The organism is Bradyrhizobium sp. Arg237L (assembly GCF_029990105.1).
Taxonomy (GTDB): domain Bacteria; phylum Pseudomonadota; class Alphaproteobacteria; order Rhizobiales; family Xanthobacteraceae; genus Bradyrhizobium.
This window is the reverse complement of sequence record NZ_JAQMIL010000001.1, coordinates 113,241-136,649: the sequence shown is the minus strand read 5'-3', so window position 1 is coordinate 136,649 and position 23,409 is coordinate 113,241. Positions and strand designations below refer to the sequence as shown.

Below are 23,409 nucleotides of genomic sequence, written 5' to 3'. Positions count from 1 at the left end.
GGTAAGCCATCGCAGCGACACAACCATACACTGTCGCTACGGGAATCCGATCAGCTACCGCGACGCGATCCGTTCACGCCCGCTTGATCGGCTGCGGGGTTCGGAATTCTCAGCCCGCGAAATTTTTCTGAATCGCACGATCGAGTGTTTCGCTGCCAAGAAAACGCGTCCGCAATTCCCGCTTCAGCAATTTGCCGCTCGGATTCTTGGGCAGGCTGTTGACGAAGAGCACGCGCTTCGGCACCTTGAAGTGCGCCATCTGGCCGGCACAGTGCTTGATGACGGTCTCCTCATCCAGCGTTTCGCCAGTCTTCACCACCACGATCGCGGTCACCGCCTCGATCCAGCGCGGGTCCGGCAAGCCAACCACCGCGACTTCGGAGACCGCCGGCAGGCGATAGACCATCTCCTCGACCTCGCGGCTTGCGACATTCTCGCCGCCGGTCTTGATCATGTCCTTGACGCGGTCGACCACGGTGACGTGCCCCTCGGCATCGACGGTCGCGAGATCTCCGCTATGGAACCAGCCGCCGGCAAAGGCCGCTTCAGTCTTGGCGGGATCGTTGTAATAGCCGGACAGCAGATGCGGCGAGCGGTGCACGATCTCGCCGACCTCGCCCACCTTGACGTCCTCCATGTCGGCATTCACCACGCGCGTCTCGACATTGAGTGCGGGCTTGCCGGCCGATCCTGCCTTGCGCAATTGATCCTCGGGCTTCAGCACGGTCGCGAGTGGCGCGATCTCGGTCTGGCCGTAGAAATTCCAGAACTTCACACCCGGCAGGCGCCGCTGCAATTCGAGCAGCACCTCCACCGGCATGATGGATGCGCCGTAATAGCCCTTTTGCAGGCTCGAAAGATCGGTCTTGTCGAAGGCCGGCGAGCGCAGCATCGCGATCCAGATCGTCGGCGGCGCAAAGAAGGCGTTGATCCTGTGGGCCGCGATCAGCGCGAGGATGTGATCAGGCACCGGCTTTCCGGTGAGCACGTTGGTGGCGCCGAGATAGATGCCGGGCCCGAGGAAGACGTCGAGCTGCGCGCAGTGGTAGAGCGGCAGCGCATGCAGGATGGTGTCCTCAGCCGCCATGCCGCCATCGATGATGCAGCTCACATATTGCCACATCACCGCTTCATGGGTGAGGACGGCGCCCTTGGGCAGCGACTCCGTGCCGCTGGTATAGATGATCTGCGCGACGTCGCGGCTGTCGACGGAAGTCTCTAACGGCGAAGCGTCGGCGGCAAGCAGGTCCGCAAAGGTCGTGATGTCCTTCGGCGGCGCAGCGGCATCCTCACCCGGAAGCCAGATCAATTTCTCGACCTTCGTGCCCCTGGCGGTCGCGGAGCGGCCGGCCTCGACGAGATCGGGGCCGACGGCGAGCAGCTTCGCGCCCGAATTGGACAGGATGAAATTGATCTCGTCCGGGTTCAGCATGAAATTGATCGGCACCATGATCGCGCCAATCCTGGCGAGCGCAAAGCGCAGCGCCGCAAAGGCGTGCGAGTTGCGCGACAGCACCGCGACGCGGTCGCCCCTCGTCACCCCGAGCCCGCCGAGGCCGCGGCCCAGGCGATTGCAGATCGCGTCCATCTCCGCATAGGTCCAGCTCACGTCGCCGCAGATCAGCGCCGTCTTGTCGGGATAGCGCCGGGCCGAGCGGCGCAAGAGATCGCCGATGCTTTGCTCGCGCGCCTTCTGGATGGTCGTGGTGATGTCCGCGGTCATTTTTCCCTCCCTGAACGTCCGCTGTTTGTTTCTGGTTCGGACGATTTGTTTCGTTCTATTTGCGCCGAACCGCCTGCGCATGCTCCATGTACATGTGCTCGACCGACCGGTCGAGCGAAGCGATCCGCTCGAAGCCGCGGCGCCAGTCCTGCAAATGACGCCGCGTCCACTGCACGCCCGCCGCCTTGTCGCGCCGCCGGATCGCTTCGAGCAGATGGCGATGCGCCTCGACCAGGCGCGAGGCACCCTGCGTGCCATGGCTCACGATCATCTCGGTGGTCGGAAAGAACAATTGCGCGGCCGGCTCGCGCGCGAGCTGCAGCACGCGATTGTGCGAGGCCTTTGCCACCAGCACATGGAAATCGGCGTCGCACTCGGCGAGCGCTGCGGGATCGGCGATCACCTGCTCGCTTCGCGCCAGATTGTCGGCGAGCTCGGCGATGTCCTCTTCGGTGGCGCGTTCGACCGCGCATTCCGTGCTCGCTATCTCGAGCGTCAGCGACACCTCGAATAATTCGCGGAAGGTGACCTCGTGGAGCACCAATGCGCGGCTCAAGCGGGTCGCGAGCTTGTTGTAGCGCGGCAGGCAGGCCTGCAGGCGGCGGCTGGAATCGCGGCGCAACAGCCCGCCTTCCTCCAGCACCCGGATGCCCTCGCGCACCGTCGAGCGGTTGACGCCGAATTGCCGCACCAGTTCGAGCTCGGTCCCGATCGGGTCTCCCGGCTTGATGCGGCCGCTGACGATCTCGCGCTCGATCGCATCCGCCACCTTCTGGTAAGCGGGCGCGACGTCGATCCGTCGAAACAGCGGGGAAGCGGGCAAAGGCGACCTCAATGTCGGTTGTCCGACAAAGTATCCCGGCGGCGACGGTGCGTCAATTCGGCCGCACACACGCCTCGTGTCGACAGCGATTGACTTCGACGGAACCCAAATCTACTTTGTCCGACAAACTGATAAAAACACGGAGGAGACCCCCATGAAGCCCATCGCAAGGATGGTGTCGACGGCTTGCCTGTTGTCGGCGCTATTGATCGTATCGGCATCCGCGCAGCAGCCAGCCGCGACGTCGCTCAAGATCGGCGTGCTCACCGATTTCTCGTCGGTTTATTCCGACATCGGCGGCGCGGGGAATGTCGAAGCGACCAAGATGGCGATCGAGGAATTCGGCGGCACCATGTTCGGTAAGCCGATCGAGATCGTTTCCGCCGACGTGCTGAACAAGCCTGATATCGCGGCGACCATGGTGCGCAAATGGTGGGAGAACGAAGGCGTCGACATGATCATCGATTTGCCGACCTCCGCCACCGCGCTCGCGGTGATGGAATTGTCCAAGCAACACGAAAAGATCATGATCGTCACGGACGCCGCGAGCTCCGACATCACCGGCAAATCCTGCGGTCCCTATGTGGCGCACTGGACCTACGACACTTATTCCAACGCCCACACGGTCGGCAGCGCCATCGTGAAGAACGGCGGCGATAGCTGGTTCTTCATCACCGCGGACTATCTGTTCGGCCATTCGATCGAGCGCGACACCGGCGATGTCGTGAAGGCCGCCGGCGGCAAGGTGCTCGGCAGCGTCAGGCATCCGCTCAACACGCCGGATTTCTCCTCCTTCCTGCTGCAGGCACAGGCGTCCAAGGCCAAGATCATCGGGCTGGCCAATGGTGGCGGCGACACCATCAACACGATCAAGCAGGCCGGCGAATTCGGCATCGTCGCCGGCGGCCAGAACCTGGCGGCGATCGTGATGTTCATCTCGGACGTGCACAGCCTCGGGCTGAAGCTCGCGCAGGGGCTGATCGTCACCGAGGCCTACTACTGGGACCTCAACGACAGGACCCGCGCCTTCGGCAAGCGCTTCCTCGAGCGCATGAAGCGGATGCCGACGATGAACCAGGCCGCCACTTACAGCGCCACACTACACTATCTCAAGGCGGTACAGGCCGCCGGCACCAAAGAAACAAAACCCGTGATGGCGAAGATGCGCGAAATGCCGGTGCGCGACGCCTTCACCGACAACGGCGTGCTGCGCGCTGACGGCCGCATGGTGCACAGCATGTTCCTGTTCGAGGTCAAGAAGCCCGAGGAATCCAAGGCGCCCTGGGACTATTACAAGGTGCTGGCCGAGGTCCCCGGCGACCAGGCCTTCCGCCCGCTGAAGGACGGCGGCTGCCCGCTGGTGAAGTGAACGAGCGCCCTTCCCGCACATTGTAGGGTGGGCAAAGCGAAGCGTGCCCACCATCTCGAGCGGAGTGCTTGAAGGTGGGCACGCTACGCTTTGCCCACCCTACAAAGCCTGGCTCATGCCTTGCCGTAGTCGTAAAAGCCCCTGCCGGTCTTGCGGCCGAGGTAGCCGGCGTCGACCATCTCCTTGAGCAGTGGCGCTGCGCGATATTTCGGATCGTTGAAGCCCTTGTAGAACACGTCCATCACCGACAGCATGGTGTCGAGCCCGATCAGGTCAGCGAGCGCCAGCGGGCCGATCGGGTGGTTGCAGCCGAGCTTCATACCGGCGTCGATCTCCTCGGCGGTGGCAATGCCTTCCTGCAGCGCGAAGATCGCCTCGTTGATCATCGGGCACAGGATGCGGTTGACTGCGAAGCCGGGGCTGTTTTTCGCGGTGATCGCGACCTTGCCGACGCGTTTTGCGAACGCTTCCGCCTTGGCCAGCGTGTCGTCCGAGGTCTGCAGGCCGCGGATCAGTTCGAGCAGCGCCATCACCGGCACCGGGTTGAAGAAGTGCATGCCGATGAAACGGTCGGGCCGGTCGGTCGCGGTGGCAAGCTTGGTGATGGAAATCGAAGACGTATTGGTGGCGATCACCGCCCGCGGGTTCAGAGTCGCGCTGAGATCCTTCAGGATCTTGAGCTTCAATTCCTCGTTTTCGGTCGCCGCCTCAATCACGAGGTCGCAGGCGGCAAGCTTGGCCTTGTCGGTGGTCGCATTGATGCGCCCGAGCGCGGCATTCTTGTCCGCCTCGGTCATCTTCTCCTTCTTGACCAAGCGGTCCAGGCTGCTGCCGACGGTCGCCAGCCCGCGCTGCACGGCGGCATCCGAGATATCGACCATCACCACCTGAAGCCCGGCGGCGGCACTGACCTGGGCGATGCCGTTGCCCATAGTGCCCGCCCCGATGATGCCAACGGTTTCGATCATTGCTCGTATCCTTCTCGCAAAACGCGCTGGCGTTGCGCCGGCGCACAATAGACGGTCGCGGCGACCAGCCGGCCGCCGCCGCTGCCCATGGTTAGCAGGGCCTCGCGTTCAAGGATACGGTGCAGTTTGGCCAGCCGGCGCTACCTGCGCCGGCTCAGTTGGGACGACGAACGTTCCCCGCTCAGCAGCAGCAGGGCCCGCGGAGCTGGAGCTCGGTCTGGTCGGGCTTCGGCTCGAGGGAGTCGATCGTATAGGTATTGGCGCAATATTCGCGATGATGCAGGGCGGCGGTTCCGGCCTCGAGCTCGCTGTTGCAGCGGGACTTCTCGATGCAGAGCGCGCACACCCGCCTCATGTCGTGCAGCACGCCCGGCTCTTGGCGCTTGATGGCAACTTCGTCGATCCCGAGCGCCTTCAGCATCTTCGGCAATTCATCGGCACCGTGGCGCCCCCGGGCAACCAGCGTCTCGATCTGGGCCGGCGAGATGCGGAGATCGTGCGCGACGGAACAGGCCTCGGCGGGGCTGAGGCTGCGAATTTCGCCGACGTCGCGGAACCGTTCGAGGATGCCCGTGAGCTTGCCGATCAGCCTGCCCGCAATCGATTCCGTCTGTGTTGCCGATGCCATGTTACCCTCCCGTAGTTCTGAGCAGGTTGACTATGGCCCATGCAAAGCGGCCGTCATTGCGCCAGATCAAACGCCACGATGCGCGGTCGACGGCCCCGGGGTTGTTGGCGTCTCGTCATCGTCGGAGATCGCCCGCCAGGCGGCGCCCTCGAGATCATCGTACTGGCCGTTCTTCAACGACCAGAGGAATCCGAGCAATCCAAACAGGCCGAGCAGCAGCGCCAGCGGCACCAGGAACGCGATCACTTCCATCACACCACCTCCTGCCGCACCCGACGTCCGCGCAGCGCGTTCAGCATCACCAGGATCGAGGAGCCCGACATCGCCGCGGCTGCGATCAAGGGCGTCACGAAGCCCAGGATCGCAATCGGCACGGCGAGGAAATTGTAGCCGACGGCGAGATAGAGGTTCTGCCGCATCAGCCGCAGCGCTTTCCGCGAATAGTCGATGGCCGCGATCACCGGCGCCAGCGGCTTGCCGAGGAAGACGAGATCGGCGGTCGCCTGACTCAGATGCGCGGCCGAGATCGGCGACATCGAGACATGCGCGGCCGCAAGCGATGGCGCATCGTTCAAGCCGTCGCCGACCATCATCACCTTGACGCCCTGCCGTTTCAATTCCTCGATCCGCGCGATCTTGTCTGATGGCGTCACGCCGGCGCGCCATTCCGGTATGCCAAGCGTCTCGGCCGCGGCCCGCACCGCCGGCTCGCGATCTCCCGACAAGATTTCGACCGCGATGCCGCGCCGCTGCAGCGCCGCGACGGTTTCGCGCGCGTCCGGCCGCAAGCCTTGGCGAACCGCGAACACGTATCGCTGTTCGCCGCGGGCAAAGGCGACCACTGACGCCTCGGGATCGCGACGCAGGATCTCGCCTGCGAGGTCCTCCGCGTTGCAGAACGAGGGACGGCCGAGCCTGACCTCTTCGCCGCCGAAGCTGCCCCGCACCCCCTGCCCCGGCTCTTCCGTGACGCCGGGCAGCGGCGATTTTGCGCGAGCCGCGCGCGCCAGCGCCGCGGCGACCGGATGGTGGCTTGCCAGCGCGAGCCGGCCTGCCAGCTCGAACACATCCGCCAGCACGGAAGCGGAATTCACCACATCCAGTTCGGGCAACGTCAGCGTTCCCGTCTTGTCGAAGATGACGTGGTCGACCTCGGCGACGCGCTCGATGGCATCGCCCGAATTGATCAGCACGCCGGCGCGGAACATCGCGCCCGCGGCGATCGTCTGCACCGTCGGGATCGCCAGCCCCAGCGCGCAGGGACAGGTGATGATGAGCACCGCGATCGCGGTGATGACGGAATCGTGCAAGCTCGCGCCCGCGATCAGCCAGCCGATCATGGTCAAGAGAGCGGTCGCATGCACCAGCGGCGCATAGAGCCGCGACGCACGATCGGCGAGTTGCACATAGCGCGAGCGCGCCTGCACGGCGTGATCGAGCAAGCGCTGGATCTCCGCCAAGAGCGTGCCTTCGGCCGCCGCCGAGACGCGGATGCGCAGCGCGCCGGAGATGTTGAGCGAGCCGGCATAGACCGCGCTGCCCGCCTCGACCGCCGCATGCCGCGTCTCGCCGGTGATCAGGCTCTGGTCGATCTCGGACCGGCCCTCGATCACGGTGCCGTCAACCGCAGAGCGCTCGCCCGGCCGCAACAGCACCATATCGCCGGCCGTAATCGCTGCCGCCGGCACCACCGAAATCTCGTCGGGTCCGACGAATTTCGTCGCGGTCTCCGCCTTGAGCGCGGCGAGATTGCCGGCGACCGCCCGGGTACGCCGCCGCATGCTCTGGTCGAGATAGCGTCCGACCAGGAGGAAGGTGAGCAGCATGATCGCCGCATCGAAATAAGCGTGCTCGGCATGTCCGATGGTCTCGATAACAGACATCGCCAGCGCCAGGATCACGCCGATGCTGATCGGCACGTCCATGTTGACATTGCCCGTGCGCAGCGCGTTGAACGCCGAGCGGAAGAAGGGCTGGCCGGCATACGCGGCTGCCGGCAGTGCGATCAGCGCCGACATCCAGTGGAAGAAATCGCGCTGCTCCGGCAGCATGTCGCTGACATTGCCGGACCACACCGGGATCGACAGCATCATCACGTTCATGGTCGCGAATGCCGCAACGCCGAGGCAGCGGAGCAGGAAGCGCGAATTCTCCACCTCGGCGGCTTCCGCGCTCACCGTCTCGAACGGATAGGCCTTGTAGCCGAGCTCGGCGAGCCGATCGATGAAGCGCGCCGGATCGAGCGCGCCCTCCTTCCATTCCAGCGCCACGCGGCGGTCGGTGAGGTTGACGCGCGCCAAGGTCACATCGGGAATCGCCGAAAGCCCGCGCTCGATCTTCGACATGCAGCCGGCACAGCTCACGCCCTCGACCGCGAGGTCGATATGCGCCAGTCCCGAGCCGAGATGTTTGACGTAGTGCGAAAAGTCCCGTGTCGCCTGCATCACGCCCTCTTAATTCAGCACCACGCGGTTCCTGGACAGGAACACGCGCCGACCATCGGCTTCGCTTTCGAGCACCAGCTCCCATTGTCCGGGACCGATCACGCTGCCCTTGCCGCGGTAGCGGCCGCCGCCGGCTTCCGACAGCTCGATCGCCTGGTCGGCGCGCCGGTCGGTCGGGCGCTCCAAGCGGGAGGTGAATTGCAATCCGGTCAACGGCCTGCCATTGCCGTCGCGCGCTTCGACTTCGAGCGCTGTACCGCCATTGGCATCGCGCGCCAGATGCGCATCGACCTTCCAGTTGCGGGCGTCCTGCTCGCGCGCAGCGGCGATCTCTTTCTCGTAGGCGAGGCTCGCTGCGTAGGCGCTGTCGACGTCGGTGCCGGGCAATGTGAGCGTGGCCAGCTTCATCATGGTGAAGTTGACGCCGATCACCACGCCGAAGAACGCTACCAGCATGGCAAGGACCTTGCCCCCGGTCAGCGGCTTCGGCGATGCACTGGCTCTGCTCATGACGGCTCCACTTCTTCTTGTTACGGCGCGACGAAATTGTCGGTGGCGGAGGCGACTTCGCCGAGACCGATGTCGGTGACGCGGAATTTCACCGGGATCGACTTCTCGGGATTCCTGTCCGAGGGCGCAGTGACCAGCACGCGCAGCTCGGTGGTGCCGTCGCGCCCGAGCACGATCATGGGACGATCGGGCGTGATCGAGTCGCCGCCGACGACATGAAGCTTGGCATCCTGCGGGCCGTCGATGTCGATCGCCACCACGCGGTCGAAGCCGCGCTTGTTGAGGAAGCGGACCGTATAGGCGTTGCGGATCGACCCGTCGCTGAGCTTCACCGCGACCGGGTTACGATCGTGCAGCACGTTGATGTCGAGCAGCGAACGCGTCGCGAGCGTATAGAGCATGATCCCGCCGACAAGCGCGATCATCGCGGTGTAGATGATAGTGCGCGGCCGCACGATGCGGTAGATCGGCGCTTTGCCTTCGATCCGGCGCTGGATGTTGATGTCGTTGTCGTAGCCGATCAGCCGGGTCGGCCGGTTGATCTTCTTCATCACATTGTCGCAGGCGTCGATGCACAACCCGCACTGGATGCAGTCGAGCTGCGGCCCGTTACGGATATCGATACCGACCGGACAGACGGCGACGCATTGATAGCAGTCGACGCAGTCGCCGGCGTGCTGGCCAAGCGCACGCAGGTCGTTCGCCTTCTTCACCGACATCCGCTTTTCGCCGCGATCGTAGCGGTAGGTGACGTTGAGCGCCCATTCATCCGTTAGCGCCGCCTGGATGCGCGGCCACGGGCACATATAGACGCAGACCTGCTCGCGCATGAAGCCGGCGAGCAGATAGGTCGTCGTGGTCAGGATCGCGATCCAGATATAGGCGATCGCCGGCGCCTGGAAGGTGACGAGCTCTTTGACGAGCGTCGGCGCGTCGGTGAAATAGAGCACCCAGGCGCCGCCGGTCCACCAGGCGATCAGCAGCCAGATCGAATGCTTGAGCACGAGCTCGGAGATGCGTTCCAATGTCCAGCGATGGGCGGAGGCATCCTTCTTCATCCGCTCGCGCCGGTCACCCTCGACCAGGCGCTCGACCGCATAGAACAGGTCGGTCCAGACCGTCTGCGGGCAGAGATAGCCGCACCAGATGCGGCCCCCGACCGAGTTCATCAGGAACAGCGTGATCGCGGCGAGGATCAAGAGGCCAGTGAAGTAGTAGACTTCCTGCGGCCACAGCTCGATGAAGAAGAAATAGAAGCGGCTGTTCGGCAGGTCGATCAGCACCGCTTGGTCGGGCGCGCCGAGGCCGCGATTCCAGCGTACGAAAGGCAGGAAATAATAGACGCCGAGGCAGAACGCCATCAGGCCCCATTTGATCCGGCGGAAGGTCCCGGAGACCTTCTGCGGGTAGACCTTCTTGCGGGCCGCATAAAGCGGCCCGACGTCTTCGACTTGGTCAGGGTCTATCTGGACGATCTTGTTCATGGGCCGGGCTTCTTCTGGCATCACAGGGAGAGGCTAACCCCTCCCCCCGTGACCTGGTTGATCCAGCGCAAACAGGCGGCCTATTCGCCGCTTATTTGCCGCCGCCCAGCGTATGCACGTAGACCGCAAGCGCCTTGATGGTGGACGGATCGAGCCGGCCGACCCAGGCCGGCATCACGCCGGAACGGCCGTTGGTGATGGTCTCGATCACGGTGGCCTCATCAGAGCCGTAGAGCCAGATCTTGTCGGTGAGATCGGGCGCACCGAGGTCCTGGTTGCCCTTGCCGTTCTCGCCGTGGCAGGCCGAGCAATTATCGGCGAACAGCTTGGCCCCGGCGGCGGCATTGTAGCCCTGGCTCGTCGGCAGGCCCGAGAGCGAACGGACGTAGTTGGCGACCGTGACGATCTCGTCCTTCTTCAGGATGCCATCCTTGCCGAAGGCGAGCATCGCGCCCTCATGCGCCTTGGCATTGCCCGAGCGCGCGCCAAACTGGATGGTCTGCTGAATCTGCTCAAGCGAGCCGCCCCACAGCCAGTCGTCGTCGTTCAGGTTCGGAAAACCCTTGGCGCCGGCGCCGCCCGAGCCGTGGCACGGCGCGCAATTGTCACCAAAGGCCGCCTTGCCGCGGGCGCGCGCGAGCGCCAGCAGCGCCGGGTCCTTCTCGATGTCTTCCAGCGACGCCGCGCCGAGCGCGACCATCTTGTCGCCGCGGATCTTCTCGAGGTTAGCCAGTTCGACGCCGACATCGGCGCGCGACGAATAGTTGATCAGCCCGGTGGTGTTGCTCCACAACAGCGGCCATGCCGGGTACACCACCCAGTAGCCGATCGCCCAGATGATGGTGGCGTAGAAGGTCAACACCCACCAGCGCGGCAGCGGCGTGTTGAGTTCCTTGATGCCGTCCCACTGGTGACCGGTCGTGGTCTTGCCGGAGACTTGATCGAGTTCGGTTTCAGCCATGGTCTCTCACTCCTCCCGCAACGGTATCCGCGATGCCTCATCGAAGGCGGCCTGGTTGCGGGGCCAGAGCGCATAGATCACGATCGCGACGAACAGGGCGACGAAGATCGGCGTCCACACGCTCGTCACGAGGTTCGACGCCAGATTGTGAACTGTCAGAATTGCTTTCATCGTCCGGCCTCTCAGCGAAGATTGGCTTTTTCGTTGTAGATCTTGAAGTCGACCAGCGTGCCGAGCATCTGCAAGTACGCGACCAGCGCATCCATCTCGGTCGGCGCCCCGCCCTTGCCGTCGAAATTGCGGACCACGGCCTTCGGATAGCGTTTTGCAAACGCGTCGCTGCCGGCATTGTCTGGATCAGCCTGCGCTTTCAGGTCAGCCATCGCGTTGGCGATCTGCTCGTCGGTATAGGGCACGCCGACCGCGCGGTTGGTCCTGAGGTGATCGGCAATCGCCTCGGGATCGAGCTCAGTCTTTGCCAGGAAGGGATAGCCCGGCATCACCGACTGCGGCACGATCGCGCGCGGATTGGTCAGGTGCGTGACGTGCCACTCATCCGAATATTTGGCGCCAACCCGCGCCAGGTCAGGCCCGGTACGCTTGGAGCCCCACTGGAACGGATGGTCGTACATGCTCTCGGCGGCGAGCGAGAAGTGACCGTAGCGCTCGACTTCGTCACGCAGCGGCCGGATCATCTGCGAGTGACAGAGATAGCAGCCTTCGCGCACATAGATGTTGCGGCCAGCGAGTTCGAGCGGGGTATACGGCCTGACGCCGTCGACCACCTCGATCGTGCTCTTGAGATAGAACAGCGGCGTGATCTCGACCAGGCCGCCGATCGCGATCACGACCAGGATGCCCGCGATCAGTATGATCGAGTTCTTTTCGAAGATTTGGTGGCGGGTCCAGAAGGACATCTTGACGCTCCTTATTCCGCCGGCTGCAGTGCGAGCGGCGTGGTGACTTCCACCTCGCCTACCCGCACGGTCATCCAGAGGTTATATGCCATGATCAGCGAGCCGATCAGGAACAGCGCGCCGCCGCCGGCGCGGATGATGTAGAAGGGATGCATCGCTTCCACGGTCTCGATGAAGGAATATTCGAGGAAGCCGAGCGAGGTGTAGGCGCGCCACATCAGGCCCTGCAGGATTCCCGAGACCCACATCGCGGAGATGTAGAGCACGATGCCGATGGTCGAGATCCAGAAGTGCCAGTTGACGAGCTTGAGGCTGTACAGTTGCTTGCGGCCCCACAGCCACGGCACCAGGCAATACAGCGCGCCGAAGGAGACGAAGCCGACCCAGCCCAGCGCACCGGAGTGAACGTGGCCGATGGTCCAGTCGGTGTAGTGGCTCAGCGAGTTCACCACCTTGATCGACATCATCGGGCCTTCGAAGGTCGACATGCCGTAGAACGCGACCGAGACTACCAGCATGCGCAGCACCGGATCAGTGCGCAGCTTGTCCCACGCGCCCGACAGCGTCATCAGGCCGTTGATCATGCCGCCCCAGGACGGCATCCAGAGCATGATCGAGAACGTCATGCCGAGCGTCTGCGCCCAGTCCGGCAGTGCCGTATAGTGCAGATGGTGCGGGCCGGCCCAGATATAGAGGAAGATCAACGCCCAGAAGTGGATGATCGACAACCGATAGGAATAGATCGGCCGCTCCGCCCGCTTCGGGATGAAGTAGTACATGATGGCGAGGAAGCCGGCGGTCAGGAAGAAGCCGACCGCGTTATGGCCGTACCACCACTGGAACATCGCATCCTGCACGCCGCCCCAGGCGATGTAGGACTTCGAGCCGAACACCGACACCGGAAGCGCCGGGTTGTTGCCGAGGTGAAGAACCGCGATGGTGACGATGAAGGCGAGATAGAACCAGTTGGCGACGAAGATGTGCGGCTCCTTGCGCTTGAGTATCGTCGCCAGGAACACCAGCAGATAAACGACCCAGACGATCGTCAGCCAGAGATCGGAGTACCATTCCGGCTCGGCATATTCCTTGGACTGCGTCACGCCCAGCAAATAACCGGTGCCAGCAACCAGGATGAAGAAGTTGTAGCCGAGCACGACGAACCATGGCGCCAGATCGCCGGCCAGTCGCGCCCGGCAGGTCCTCTGCACCACGTAGAAGGAGGTCGCGATCAGAACGTTGCCGCCAAAGGCGAAGATCACCGCCGAGGTGTGCAGCGGACGAAGCCGGCCAAAACTGGTCCAGGGCAGATCGAAATTGAGCCAGGGCCAGGCGAGCTGGCAGGCGATCAGGAGTCCGACGGTAAATCCGGCAATGCCCCAGAACATCGCCATGAAAGAGGCGAACTTGATCGGGCCGAGATTGTAGTTCGGCTTGCCGTTGATCTCCTGCGGCGGCAGCTCCGCCGGGCGATCGAAATAGCGGTTAAGGATTGCGAAGGCTGCAGCGCCGCTGGCCACGGCGGCGAGCGAAGCATGGAAGGCAAATGGCGCATCCAGCGCCTTGGCCGCGGCGAAGGCGCAGAGGAAGGCCGCCACTGTGAAGAATAGCGTCAACCCGGCTTCGCCGTGGGTCATCCATTTCGTGGATTGAACTTGCTGCATGTTTGATTCTCTTTGCAGGGGCCCTGCCCCATCAGCCCAGCTTTGGCCGCCGCGTCCTTGATCGAGATCAACCGCGATCAGACTTCCCCTCGCGGTTGCGCTTTGGCACCAGCCCTTGAACCCTTTCGGAAACGACTACCGATTAGAAAGGACGACGCTTGCGCATGCCTGACGCCGGCTGCCGCGCCCCCGGCACGTGGACACTCGCCCAAGCGAGCACCCCGGCGAAAACCACGAAAACTGAGACGACGGCTGCGGAAACCAAAATCGAGTCGGCGGGCATAGCGACCTCCATTGAAGTTCGCTCGAATATCGTCGCTCGTGGGGAACCGTCTTTGACTTCGATCAAAAATGCGAGAGCAGAGAATCCCGGCTATGACGCGACAGGCTCAGGCTGCAGAAAGCGCCTCGGCGCGCGCCGCATCGAGCAGGCTGATGCCGCCCGTAAGAATACGGATGATGCCGTCGCGTTCGAGCTTGGTGAAGGTGCGGCTCACCGTTTCGATGGTGAGTCCCAGGTAATCAGCGATATCGAGCCGGCCCATCGGCAACGGCAGCACTTCCTCGGCACGCCCGATTTCGGCGAGCCGATCGCGCCAGCCGATTAGGAAGCTCGCAACCTTCTCTTCGGCGGAACGGCGTCCGAGCAGAACCATATGCTCCTGCGCCCGGATCAATTCGCGGCCCGCGAGTTCGTTCATACGGCGCAGGAAGCGAGGCCGGTTCTCGGCGAATCGTGAGAAGCTGGCCCGGGAGAACTGGCAAAGCAATACCGCGCCGACCGCATCGGCAGAGAATTCATACTGCGGCGAGCCGGCAAGTCCGAGGAAATCGCCGGGCAAGACAAAGCCGATGATCTGCCGGCGGCCATCCGGCAACAGCTTATAGAGACGCAGGACGCCTTCGAGCACGCTGAAGAACGACGTCGCCATGGTCGCCTGCGCAAACACCGTCGTGCCGGGTTCGCACTGGACATGGCGCGACAGGTTCGCCAGCTCCCATACCTCGGTCTTGTCGAGCGCGGCGCAGATCGCAAAGCCACGTACCGCGCAATCGGTACAGGTTTGCCGATGAGAACCGTCCAAGAGAGAAACCTTCACACGCCGCTCCAAATGACCGCCGGCGGACGTCCTTATGCCGCCCGGCGGATTAACGCAGTCTAACGTCCACACCGCCGGGGTGTTGATGCAGATCAATCGTCCCCACCATTGCGAAGCTAATTTGAAAACCGTCGCTCCGCCCATCGCGGAGCTTTTTGATAGATGGGGCCGTGATGCTGCAGTCCGCCGCACGCCAGGTTTTCATTGGGCTCATGCTGACGACATCGGCCCTCGCCGTCTCGCCCTCCGAGCAGCGCGGCCGGACATTCGCGCTCAACAATTGCGCCCGCTGCCATTCCATCGACAAGGTCACCGAGAGTCCGCTCAAAGTCGCGCCTCCCTTCCGCACCCTGCACAAGCGCTATCCCGTCGAGAGCCTCGCGGAGGCGTTCGCGGAAGGCATCCAGACCGGACATCCGACGATGCCGGAGTTTCGGCTTGACCCGGACCAGATCCACGACCTGCTGGCCTACCTCAAGACGCTCGAATAGCGCGATGACGCCTCGCCCGCGAGGGTTGACGCAAATCAACCACGGCGTGGCGAGGGCCGGTAACAGTTCTTCATCATGCAACAGGGATGAACGAGATGTTCAACACGACCCATCTGAACGACGAGTTGCAAGCCCTGAAGATCGATGTGTCGCGCCTCCTCAACACGACAGGTGAAGGCATACGCGACACCGCAAGCGCAAGCGCCGACGCCTTTGCCACGCGCATCAAGGAAGCGCTGGAGGAATTGAGCGAGGTCCTGAGCGGCGAAGACACTCAGGTCCGGCAGCTCATTTCGGAACGACCGATTACCTCGCTCGCCTCCGCCTTTGCGCTGGGCGTGGTGGTCGGCTTCGTCATGCGGAGGTAGCCAAGGTGAATACTGAAAATATCGTCAGGCAGCTACGCGTACTCTGGCGCACCGATAGGATCATCGCCGATATCCGCCTGCGCCACCTCCTGATCGGCCTTGGCCTGCGGGCCTTCGCGGGCCTGATCGCGGCGTTCGGCCTTCTGATGTTCGAACTGGCGGCCTATTTCGCGCTGGTCCAGGTCTGGGGCGCAATTGCGGCCGCGGCGATCCTCGGCGCAGCCAACTTCGCCATCGCGGCGCTCCTGTTTGCCCTCGCTCTCCGGCCGCCGTCAGGCCGCGAGCTCGATCTCGCGAGCGAGATCCACGGCGCTTCCGTCGAGGCGCTGCAGGTCGAGGCACGCGCGATGCAGTCGCAAGTCTCCGGACTGGTGCGCAATCCCCTGAATGGAATCCTGCCGATGCTGGTGCCGCTGATCGGCATCATCATCAACAGCCTGAAGAAACCCGCGGCAGAGCACGCCGCGAAGGACCACGCCTGACGCGGCACGCCGCGCCGACCGAAACCGAGTAGAGCGAGATGACCACCACACCCCAAAAGCCGATCCTCAACACTTCCTTGCCGCCGCAGTTTCGCAAGATCCGCCTCGAGCTCGCGCGCGAGCCTGATCATCCCGAAGGCGATGCCGGCGCCGGCTATGTGATGGTCGCGCCACTCGACGACGACTACAGGATCGACCAGAAACTGTGGCGGGCCAACCGCGAGGCGTACCGGGTGGTCCGGCTCCGGCCCGACGAGGAATACATCCTCGGCCATCTCATCCATCACCAGGGCGGCGGCTGGGTCTTGCACTATGACGGCGCGCCCGGCACGCCTGATGAGATCGGCTTCCACTTCAAAGACGAGCACTTCGTCCCCGGCGAATATGTCTCGATCGGCGAAGGCGACAAGATGCACACCTATCGCGTCACGATGGTGTCGCGGCTTTGATCACTTCGTAGCCCGGGCGAAGCGCCAGCGTAACCCGGGACATCTGCGTCCACATTGGCGAGTGGCCCCGGGCTGCGCTGCACCCGGGCTACGGTGCTGCACGCTGTTTGAAATCCAAATCAGACCTAACCCCCGTCATTGCGAGCGCAGCGAAGCAATCCGTCTCACCGCTTGCGGAGGCATGGATCGCTTCGCTGCGCTCGCAATGACGGAGGAGAGAGCGGTGGCCGCAATGACGGCGAGAGGCTCTTAGCCCGGGTTACGCGTTCCGCTCCAGCCGGACTACGAAGCTGTGGCGCCTCACAGCGCCAGCTTGACGTCGCAGAGGCCGTACTCGACGGGATCGGCCTTCACCTCGAAGCCGAGCTTCCGGCACATGTCCAGCATCACGATGTTCTCGGTCAGCACCTGACCCGAGATCGCCTTCAACCCTTCCGACTTCGCATATTCTATCAGAAGCTGCATCAGTGCCCAGCCGAGCCCCTTGCCCTTCAGATCGGTGCGCAGCAGGATTGCATATTCCCCGCTTTCATAGATCGAGTCGGAATGAATCCGCACCACGCCGAGGATTTCTTGCGTGCTTTCGTCGACCGCCACGAAGGCCATCGCGCGCGCATAGTCGAGCTGGGTGAGGCGAGCGATGAACTCGTGGGAAAATTCCTTGATCGGCGCGAAGAAGCGCAGCCGCAAATCCTCAGCCGTGACATGCCGCAGCAATTCGTGGATCTGCGGCTCGTCTTCGGGGCGGATCGGCCGCGCGAAGATGCGTCGCCCGTCGATCGGTCGCCCGTCCCGGTCCGCAAGCTGCCGCTGCCATCGTGACGGATAGGGCCTGACCGCAAAGTTGCTGAGCCCGGGGCCTGCGAATTTGCGCGGCACGATGCCGACTGCGACGCGCGCGTCGACCACGAGCACGCCGGCCTCGTCCGCCAGGAGCGGATTGATGTCGAGCTCCCTGATCTCGGGAAGATCCGCCGCCATCTGCGCGAGCTTGACCAGCACCGTCGCCACCGCATCGGGCTTCACCGCCGGCACGTCGCGATAGGCGCGCAACAGCCGCGACACCCGCGTGCGCTCGATCAATTCGCGCGCCAGTCGCATGTCGAGCGGCGGCAGCGCCAGGGCCTTGTCGTTGATGATCTCGACCGCAACGCCGCCGCGGCCGAACACGACCACGGTGCCGAAGGTCGGATCGTCGGCAAGGCCGAGAATGAGCTCGCGCACCTTCGGCCGCACGATCATCGCCTGCACGATGACGCCATCAATTCGCGCTTCTGGCCGCAGTGTCTTGGCGCGTCCCAGGATCTCCGCGGTCGCCGTGCGCACGGCATCGGGCGATGTGAGGTTGAGGACGACGCCGCCAATATCAGACTTGTGCACGATGTCGCGCGACATGATCTTCAGCGCCACTGTCATGCCCTGGGCGAACAGCGTGTTGGCATACTTGACCGCCCCCTCCGCATCGGCGGCGAGATAGGTCTCGACCATCGGGATGTCGTAGGCCTCGAACAGCTCCTTGACCTCGATCGGGTTGAGCCAATGGCGCTGGTCCGAGATCGCGGCGGTGACGATCTTGCGCGCCGCCGCGGCATCAGGCGTGAAACTCTCCGGCATCGCCGGTGGCACCTGCGTCAATTCTTCCACCACCTCGCGGTGCCGCACCAGATGCATGAAGCCTCGCACCGCGTCGTCCTCGGTGATGTAGTTCGGAATCCTGTTGCTGCTGAAGAGGTCGCTGATGGTGCCATTGGCGCCGACCCACACCGCAAGCACCGGCTTGGCCGCCCTGCCCCGCTTCTTGCGGTGCTCGGTAACGATCTTGGTCACGGTCGAAGCGATCTCGTCCGGCGCGGCGATCGCGGTCTGCACATTCATGACCAGGACCGCGTCATTGCCGGGATCGGCGAGCAGCGCCTCGAGTGCCACGGCGTAACGCGAAGCCCCGGCATCGCCGACGATGTCGACAGGGTTCGAGCCGGACCAGGTCGGCGGCAGGGCCGCATCGAGCTGCGCGTGAATGTTTGGCGTGATCGTCGCCGGAATTCCACCGAGCTCGACCAGCCGGTCGATCGCGAGCACGCCGAGGCCGCCGCCATTGGTGAGCAGCGCAAGCCGCTTGCCGGGCGGCGAGGCCACGCGCGCCAGCGTCTCGGCGCAGTCGAACAATTCGCGCAGGTCGGAGACCCTGAGCATGCCGGCGCGGCGAAACGCGGCATCATAGACCGCATCCGAGCCGGCAAGCGCGCCGGTATGGGTGGCGGCCGCCTTCGCGCCTTGCGCCATGCGGCCGGACTTGACCACGACGACCGGCTTGATCCTCGCCGCGGCGCGCGCCGCCGACATGAACTTGCGCGCGTCCTTGATCGACTCGACATAGAGCAGGATGGCGTGCGTTGCGCCGTCGAGCGCGAAATAATCCAGGAGATCGGCGATATCGACGTCGAGCTGGTCGCCGATCGAGACGATGCCGGAAAATCCGACCACGCGCTGCGCGGCCCAGTCCACCATGCCGGCCGCGATCGCGCCCGATTGCGAGATCAGCGCGAGGTTGCCGGGCGCCGGCAGATGCGTGGAGAAGCTGGCATTGAGGCCGACGCTAGGCGCCATGATGCCGATGCAATTGGGGCCGATCAGCCGCATGCGATGCTTTCGCGCCGCCTGTTCGGTGGCCTCCGCCAGCGAGCCTGGACCGTGGCCCAATCCGGCGGTGATGATCACGGCGCCGATCGCGCCGCGCTGTCCGGCATCGTCGACGATCCCGGGCACGGCGGCAGCCGGCGCCGTGATCACGACGAGTTCGGGCACGAACGGCAATTCGGCGATGCTGCCGACCGTGGCGACGCCGGCAATCTCGGCATGGCGCGAATTGACCACACCGAACTGGCCCTTGAACTTGCCGCCGGAAATATTCTGCACGATGGCGCGGCCGACCGAGCCCTCGCGCGGACTGGCTCCGACGAGCGCGACCGAGCGCGGCGACAGCAGGTGATTCAATCTGTAAGTGGACATTGCTCTGCTTCCGGACTTTCGGCTGGCACTGGCAGTGCCGAGATTGCGTGGCGATGGCGCTCCGATGCGACACCGTAACCAGCCATGGTGGCCGGCCCATGACGAATAGTTCCTGTTTCAGAGCTGGCCTTGCGCTTGCTCAATTCGACCCCGCCGAAGGCGTTGACCTGCCTCAAACACCGCACCTACAGTGCAACTAGGCTGCGACTATCAACCGCATCAAACGGGAACAAACCCATGCGCGCCCATCAGATCATGACCCGCCCGGTCATTTCAGTCACGCCGGAAACACCCATCGTCGATGCAGCCAACCTGATGCTGCAGCGGCATATCAGTGGACTACCGGTCGTCGCCGCCGGCAAGCTGGTCGGCGTCATCTCGGAAGGCGACTTCCTGCGTCGCGGCGAGATCGGAACCCAGCGCAAGTACGGCCGGTTCCTGAAATTCCTGCTCGGCCCCGGCCCGGCCGCCACCGAGTTCGTTCGCGAGCAGGGCCGCAGGGTCGCCGAGATCATGACCTCGGACCCGATCACGGTCACCGAGGAGACGCCGCTCGATACGATCGTCGCGCTGATGGAGAAGCATCACATCAAGCGCCTGCCGGTCGTTCGCGGTGACGAGCTCGTCGGCATCGTGTCACGGTCCAACCTCTTGCAGGCGGTGGCAAGCCTTGCCCGCGACGTCCCCGATCCGACCGCCGACGATGACCACATCCGTGACCGCATCATCGCTGCGCTGGAGGAAGCGGATTGGTGCCCGTTCGGCCTCAGCGTCGTCGTCCGCGACGGCATTGTGCACTTAAGCGGCGTCATCACCGACGAGCGCAGCCGCCAGGCCGTCGTCGTCGCCACCGAGAACGTCGCCGGCGTGAGGAAGGTCCACGACCATCTCTGCTGGGTCGAGCCGATGTCCGGATTCTACCTGCCTTCGCCTGACGACAGGGAGTGGGCGAAGACGGGCTGACAGCTCGCCTGCTGCTCCACCTCGCCCCGCTTGCGGGGAGAGGTCGAAATTCAAGCACAGCTTGAATTTCGGGTGAGGGGGAGCTTCCGCGAGTCCATCTGTCACCGTGTTCGCGGAGAGAGCCCCTCACCCCAACCCTCTCAGGGCGAGCTCTGCTCGTCCCGGCCCCGCAAGAGCGGGGCGAGGGAGAACCGCCGTCATCGCACTGAATGCAATTGAGCTAGCGCTCAGTTTCGGCGGTCTGCCGCCGCGGCGCAGTCGCGCAGGGCGCGCATCACGTCTTCGCGAGAAATGATGCCGGCGAGCTGTTCGCCCTCGAGCACCGGAATGCTTCGCAGCCGGTGATTGACCATCAATTCGAGCACCCGGGTCAACCGCGTCTCCGGCACCACATAGATGAAGTCCGACGTCATCACGTCGGCGGTCGTCTTCTGCATCAGGTCCTCATAGCGCGGAAGGATGCGCGCCGGCGTGAAGACGAAGCAGGACAAGACATCGAATTTGGAGACCATCCCCACCGCCTGCGTCCCGTCGACGACGGGATAGGTGTTGAAGTCCTCCTTCTCGAATCGTTCGCACAATTTGGCCATCGTCATATCGCGCGAGACCGTCTTTGGATCGCGCGTCATGTAATCGGCGGCGGTCAGCTCGAGAAATTTGTACAAGGCGAGTCCTCTGTCAGGCCCTTCATTTAAGCCAGCCTCCCCGCTGGTATATTGACCGAGGTCAATCACCGGATCTACTGCGGATCACGACGACCGCGGAGCGAAGGCCCCGCCTCCCCTTGAGCGGGGCTGGCCAATCGGACCATAATCTGCCAGATCACTGTACGAATCCGCCCCCGCGGGGCGGCGAAGAACCGGAAAAGCGTTTGACTGGCCTCGACCCCTCCCCCTCCGATGACCGCGCCCCCGATCGGCGCTTTCGGCTCGGTGCCGAGGGAGCCGGGATCGGCGGCTGGGATATCGATCTGGCGACCAAGCAGCTCACCTGGTCGACCACCGCGCGCAGGCTGTTCGGCGTTCCCGACGACGCGCCGATCAGCTATGAGCTCTTCCTCTCGCTGCTCGAGCCCGACGACCGCCAGCGCACCGAACAGGCCATTTCACACGCGACCGAGAGCGGAGAGGCCTTCGACCTCGCCTACCGGCTGAGCCGAAATGATGGCGACAACCACTGGGTGCGGCTGCGCGGCAGTCTGACGCGGGACAAGACGTCTACGCATCTTTCCGGCATCGTGCTCGACATCGATGAGGAAAAGCAGCATGAGGAGGCCCTGCGCACGCGCGAAGGGCACCTGCGGTCGATCCTGGAGACGATCCCCGACGCGATGATCGTCATCGACGGCCGCGGCATCATGCAGTTCTTCTCGAGCGCCGCGGAACGGCAGTTCGGATATACCGAGCAGGAGGCCATCGGACAGAATGTCAGCATCTTGATGCCGGAGCCCGACCGCTCCCGCCATGACAGCTACATGGCGCGCTACCTTACCACCGGCGAGCGCCACATCATCGGCATCGGCCGCATCGTGACCGGCCAGCGCAGGGACGGCACCACCTTCCCGATGCATTTGTCGATCGGCGAGATGCAGTCCGGCGGCGTGCCCTATTTCACCGGCTTCGTTCGCGACCTCACCGAGCACCAGCAGACCCAGGCGCGGCTGCAGGAATTGCAATCGGAACTCGTCCACGTCTCGCGCCTCAGCGCAATGGGCGAAATGGCGTCCGCGCTCGCCCATGAGCTCAACCAGCCGCTCGCCGCCATCAGCAATTACATGAAGGGCTCGCGCCGCCTGCTCGCCGCAAGCGATGACCCGAACCGCGCCAAGATCGAGGGCGCGATGGATCGCGCCGCCGAACAGGCGATCCGCGCCGGGCAGATCATCCGCCGGCTGCGCGACTTCGTCGCCCGCGGTGAATCGGAAAAGCGCGTCGAACGCCTCTCGAAGATGGTCGAGGAAGCCGGCGCGCTCGGGCTTGCCGGCGCCCGCGAGCAGGACGTGCGGATCCGCTTCAACCTCGATCCGCGATATGACTTGGTGCTGGTCGACCGCGTCCAGGTGCAGCAGGTGCTGGTCAATCTGTTCCGCAATGCGCTGGAGGCGATGGCGCAGTCCGAGCGGCGCGAATTGATCGCCTCGAACCGGCCGGTCGATGAGGACATGATCGAAGTATCGGTGTTCGACACCGGCCATGGATTTCCTGAGGATGTGGAGAAGAACCTGTTCCAGACCTTCTTCACGACAAAGGAAACCGGCATGGGCGTCGGGCTGTCGATCAGCCGCTCGATCATCGAGGCGCATGGCGGGCGGATGTGGGCCGAATCCAATCAGGCGGGCGGCGCGACCTTCCGTTTCACGCTGCCGGCGGTACCGAACGAGAGTTTGACAGATGGCACGTAGGGGAAATGTCTACGTCATCGACGATGACGACGCGATGCGGGATTCGCTGCAATTCCTGCTCGATTCGGCTGACTTCGAAGTCCGCCTGTTCGAGACGGCGCAAGCCTTCCTGGACGCGCTCCCCACCGTCGAGTTCGGCTGCGTGGTGTCAGATATCCGCATGCCCGGCATGGACGGCATCGAGCTGCTGAAGCGCGTCAAGGAAAGCCGCGGGGCCTTCCCGGTCATCATCATGACCGGCCACGGCGATGTCCCGCTCGCTGTCGAAGCGATGAGACTCGGCGCGGTCGATTTCATGGAGAAGCCGTTCGAGGACGACCGGCTGATCGCGATGATCGACGTCGCGCTCCGGCAGGCCGAGGCCGGCGCCCGCGACGAGGCCGTGGCCCAGGATGTCGCCACCCGCATCGCCTCGCTCAGCCCGCGCGAGCGGCAGGTCATGGACGGGCTGGTGGCCGGGCTTTCCAACAAGATGATCGCCCGCGACTACAATATCAGCCCCCGGACCATCGAGGTTTACCGGGCCAATGTGATGACCAAGATGCAGGCGAGCAGCCTTTCGGAGCTGGTCCGCCTGGCCATGCGGGCCGGGGCGCTCAAGGATTGAGCTGAATCAAGCTGGCCGGCATCGACAGGCTTATAAATATGGGTTGATGGA

At 64.0% G+C, this 23,409-nt stretch carries 23 protein-coding genes; 8 read left to right on the top strand and 15 right to left on the bottom strand.

Annotation, left to right across the window (positions count from 1 at the left end; genetic code table 11):
- Positions 1–109: 109 nt before the first annotated feature.
- Entirely contained in the window at positions 110–1,723 is a 1,614-nt protein-coding gene (locus OZ411_RS00630) for an acyl-CoA synthetase (RefSeq protein WP_282526357.1), read from the bottom strand.
- Positions 1,724–1,778: 55 nt separating this feature from the next.
- Positions 1,779–2,546: an FCD domain-containing protein gene (locus tag OZ411_RS00625; RefSeq protein ID WP_282526356.1), complete on the bottom strand. Its 768-nt coding sequence runs from the start codon at positions 2,544–2,546 to the stop codon at positions 1,779–1,781.
- A 154-nt stretch (positions 2,547–2,700) separates the two neighbouring features.
- On the opposite strand from OZ411_RS00625, the gene OZ411_RS00620 reads away from it, so the two are divergent.
- The gene (locus OZ411_RS00620) at positions 2,701–3,915 is read left to right on the top strand and encodes an ABC transporter substrate-binding protein (RefSeq protein WP_282526355.1); all 1,215 of its coding nucleotides are present in this window, start codon (positions 2,701–2,703) and stop codon (positions 3,913–3,915) included.
- Positions 3,916–4,028: 113 nt separating this feature from the next.
- On the opposite strand, the gene OZ411_RS00615 is transcribed toward OZ411_RS00620, so the two are convergent.
- From OZ411_RS00615 to OZ411_RS00565, 11 genes are all read right to left on the bottom strand, one after another.
- A complete protein-coding gene (locus OZ411_RS00615) occupies positions 4,029–4,883 on the bottom strand; it encodes a 3-hydroxybutyryl-CoA dehydrogenase (protein WP_282526354.1) in 855 nt (284 codons plus the stop codon).
- Between the two features lie 181 nt (positions 4,884–5,064).
- Positions 5,065–5,511, bottom strand: coding sequence for a hypothetical protein (locus OZ411_RS00610; protein WP_282526353.1), 447 nt, complete (start codon positions 5,509–5,511; stop codon positions 5,065–5,067).
- Between the two features lie 66 nt (positions 5,512–5,577).
- Positions 5,578–5,763, bottom strand: coding sequence for a cbb3-type cytochrome oxidase assembly protein CcoS (gene ccoS / locus OZ411_RS00605; RefSeq protein ID WP_130581912.1), 186 nt, complete (start codon positions 5,761–5,763; stop codon positions 5,578–5,580).
- Positions 5,763–7,955 carry a cation-translocating P-type ATPase gene (locus OZ411_RS00600; RefSeq protein ID WP_282526352.1) on the bottom strand — a complete coding sequence of 731 codons (2,193 nt, stop codon included), beginning with the start codon at positions 7,953–7,955 and terminating at the stop codon, positions 5,763–5,765. Before OZ411_RS00600 ends, ccoS begins: the two co-directional genes overlap by 1 nt.
- 9 nt (positions 7,956–7,964) lie before the next feature.
- Positions 7,965–8,465, bottom strand: coding sequence for a FixH family protein (locus tag OZ411_RS00595; protein ID WP_130581914.1), 501 nt, complete (start codon positions 8,463–8,465; stop codon positions 7,965–7,967).
- Positions 8,466–8,485: 20 nt separating this feature from the next.
- A complete protein-coding gene (gene ccoG, locus OZ411_RS00590; RefSeq protein WP_130581915.1) occupies positions 8,486–9,949 on the bottom strand; it encodes a cytochrome c oxidase accessory protein CcoG in 1,464 nt (487 codons plus the stop codon).
- 91 nt (positions 9,950–10,040) lie between these two features.
- Positions 10,041–10,910 (bottom strand): cytochrome-c oxidase, cbb3-type subunit III, encoded by an 870-nt coding sequence (gene ccoP, locus OZ411_RS00585; protein ID WP_282526351.1) that lies wholly within the window; start codon positions 10,908–10,910, stop codon positions 10,041–10,043.
- 6 nt (positions 10,911–10,916) lie between these two features.
- A complete protein-coding gene (locus OZ411_RS00580) occupies positions 10,917–11,081 on the bottom strand; it encodes a cbb3-type cytochrome c oxidase subunit 3 (protein WP_130581917.1) in 165 nt (54 codons plus the stop codon).
- Between the two features lie 11 nt (positions 11,082–11,092).
- Positions 11,093–11,827, bottom strand: a complete 735-nt coding sequence (gene ccoO / locus OZ411_RS00575; RefSeq protein WP_282526350.1) for a cytochrome-c oxidase, cbb3-type subunit II — start codon at positions 11,825–11,827, stop codon at positions 11,093–11,095.
- Between the two features lie 11 nt (positions 11,828–11,838).
- Positions 11,839–13,461, bottom strand: coding sequence for a cytochrome-c oxidase, cbb3-type subunit I (gene ccoN, locus OZ411_RS00570; RefSeq protein ID WP_282526419.1), 1,623 nt, complete (start codon positions 13,459–13,461; stop codon positions 11,839–11,841).
- A gap of 416 nt (positions 13,462–13,877) precedes the next feature.
- Positions 13,878–14,588: a cyclic nucleotide-binding domain-containing protein gene (locus OZ411_RS00565; RefSeq protein WP_282526349.1), complete on the bottom strand. Its 711-nt coding sequence runs from the start codon at positions 14,586–14,588 to the stop codon at positions 13,878–13,880.
- A 173-nt stretch (positions 14,589–14,761) separates the two neighbouring features.
- Between OZ411_RS00565 and OZ411_RS00560 the strand changes: the two genes are divergently transcribed.
- The 4 genes from OZ411_RS00560 to OZ411_RS00545 all read left to right on the top strand — a co-directional run bounded on the left by OZ411_RS00560 (position 14,762) and on the right by OZ411_RS00545 (position 16,378).
- Complete coding sequence (locus OZ411_RS00560; RefSeq protein WP_282526418.1) at positions 14,762–15,079, top strand: cytochrome c; 318 nt, start codon at positions 14,762–14,764, stop codon at positions 15,077–15,079.
- A gap of 95 nt (positions 15,080–15,174) precedes the next feature.
- Positions 15,175–15,447: a hypothetical protein gene (locus OZ411_RS00555; RefSeq protein ID WP_130581921.1), complete on the top strand. Its 273-nt coding sequence runs from the start codon at positions 15,175–15,177 to the stop codon at positions 15,445–15,447.
- A gap of 5 nt (positions 15,448–15,452) precedes the next feature.
- Positions 15,453–15,929: a phage holin family protein gene (locus OZ411_RS00550; protein WP_282526348.1), complete on the top strand. Its 477-nt coding sequence runs from the start codon at positions 15,453–15,455 to the stop codon at positions 15,927–15,929.
- Positions 15,930–15,967: 38 nt separating this feature from the next.
- Positions 15,968–16,378, top strand: coding sequence for a hypothetical protein (locus OZ411_RS00545; protein ID WP_282526347.1), 411 nt, complete (start codon positions 15,968–15,970; stop codon positions 16,376–16,378).
- A gap of 300 nt (positions 16,379–16,678) precedes the next feature.
- Here OZ411_RS00545 and OZ411_RS00540 read toward each other — a convergent pair whose 3' ends face one another.
- Positions 16,679–19,387 (bottom strand): bifunctional acetate--CoA ligase family protein/GNAT family N-acetyltransferase, encoded by a 2,709-nt coding sequence (locus OZ411_RS00540; RefSeq protein ID WP_282526346.1) that lies wholly within the window; start codon positions 19,385–19,387, stop codon positions 16,679–16,681.
- A 237-nt stretch (positions 19,388–19,624) separates the two neighbouring features.
- Here OZ411_RS00540 and OZ411_RS00535 point away from each other — a divergent pair, with 237 nt between their 5' ends.
- Complete coding sequence (locus OZ411_RS00535; RefSeq protein ID WP_282526345.1) at positions 19,625–20,350, top strand: CBS domain-containing protein; 726 nt, start codon at positions 19,625–19,627, stop codon at positions 20,348–20,350.
- 227 nt (positions 20,351–20,577) lie between these two features.
- Here the strand turns inward: OZ411_RS00535 and OZ411_RS00530 are convergent, their stop codons facing one another.
- A complete protein-coding gene (locus OZ411_RS00530) occupies positions 20,578–21,015 on the bottom strand; it encodes a CBS domain-containing protein (RefSeq protein ID WP_282526344.1) in 438 nt (145 codons plus the stop codon).
- Between the two features lie 206 nt (positions 21,016–21,221).
- Here OZ411_RS00530 and fixL point away from each other — a divergent pair, with 206 nt between their 5' ends.
- Entirely contained in the window at positions 21,222–22,751 is a 1,530-nt protein-coding gene (fixL, locus tag OZ411_RS00525; protein WP_282526343.1) for a sensor protein FixL, read from the top strand.
- On the top strand, positions 22,741–23,358 hold the full coding sequence (gene fixJ / locus OZ411_RS00520) for a response regulator FixJ (RefSeq protein ID WP_282526342.1): 618 nt from the start codon (positions 22,741–22,743) through the stop codon (positions 23,356–23,358). Before fixL ends, fixJ begins: the two co-directional genes overlap by 11 nt.
- Positions 23,359–23,409 lie beyond the last annotated feature (51 nt).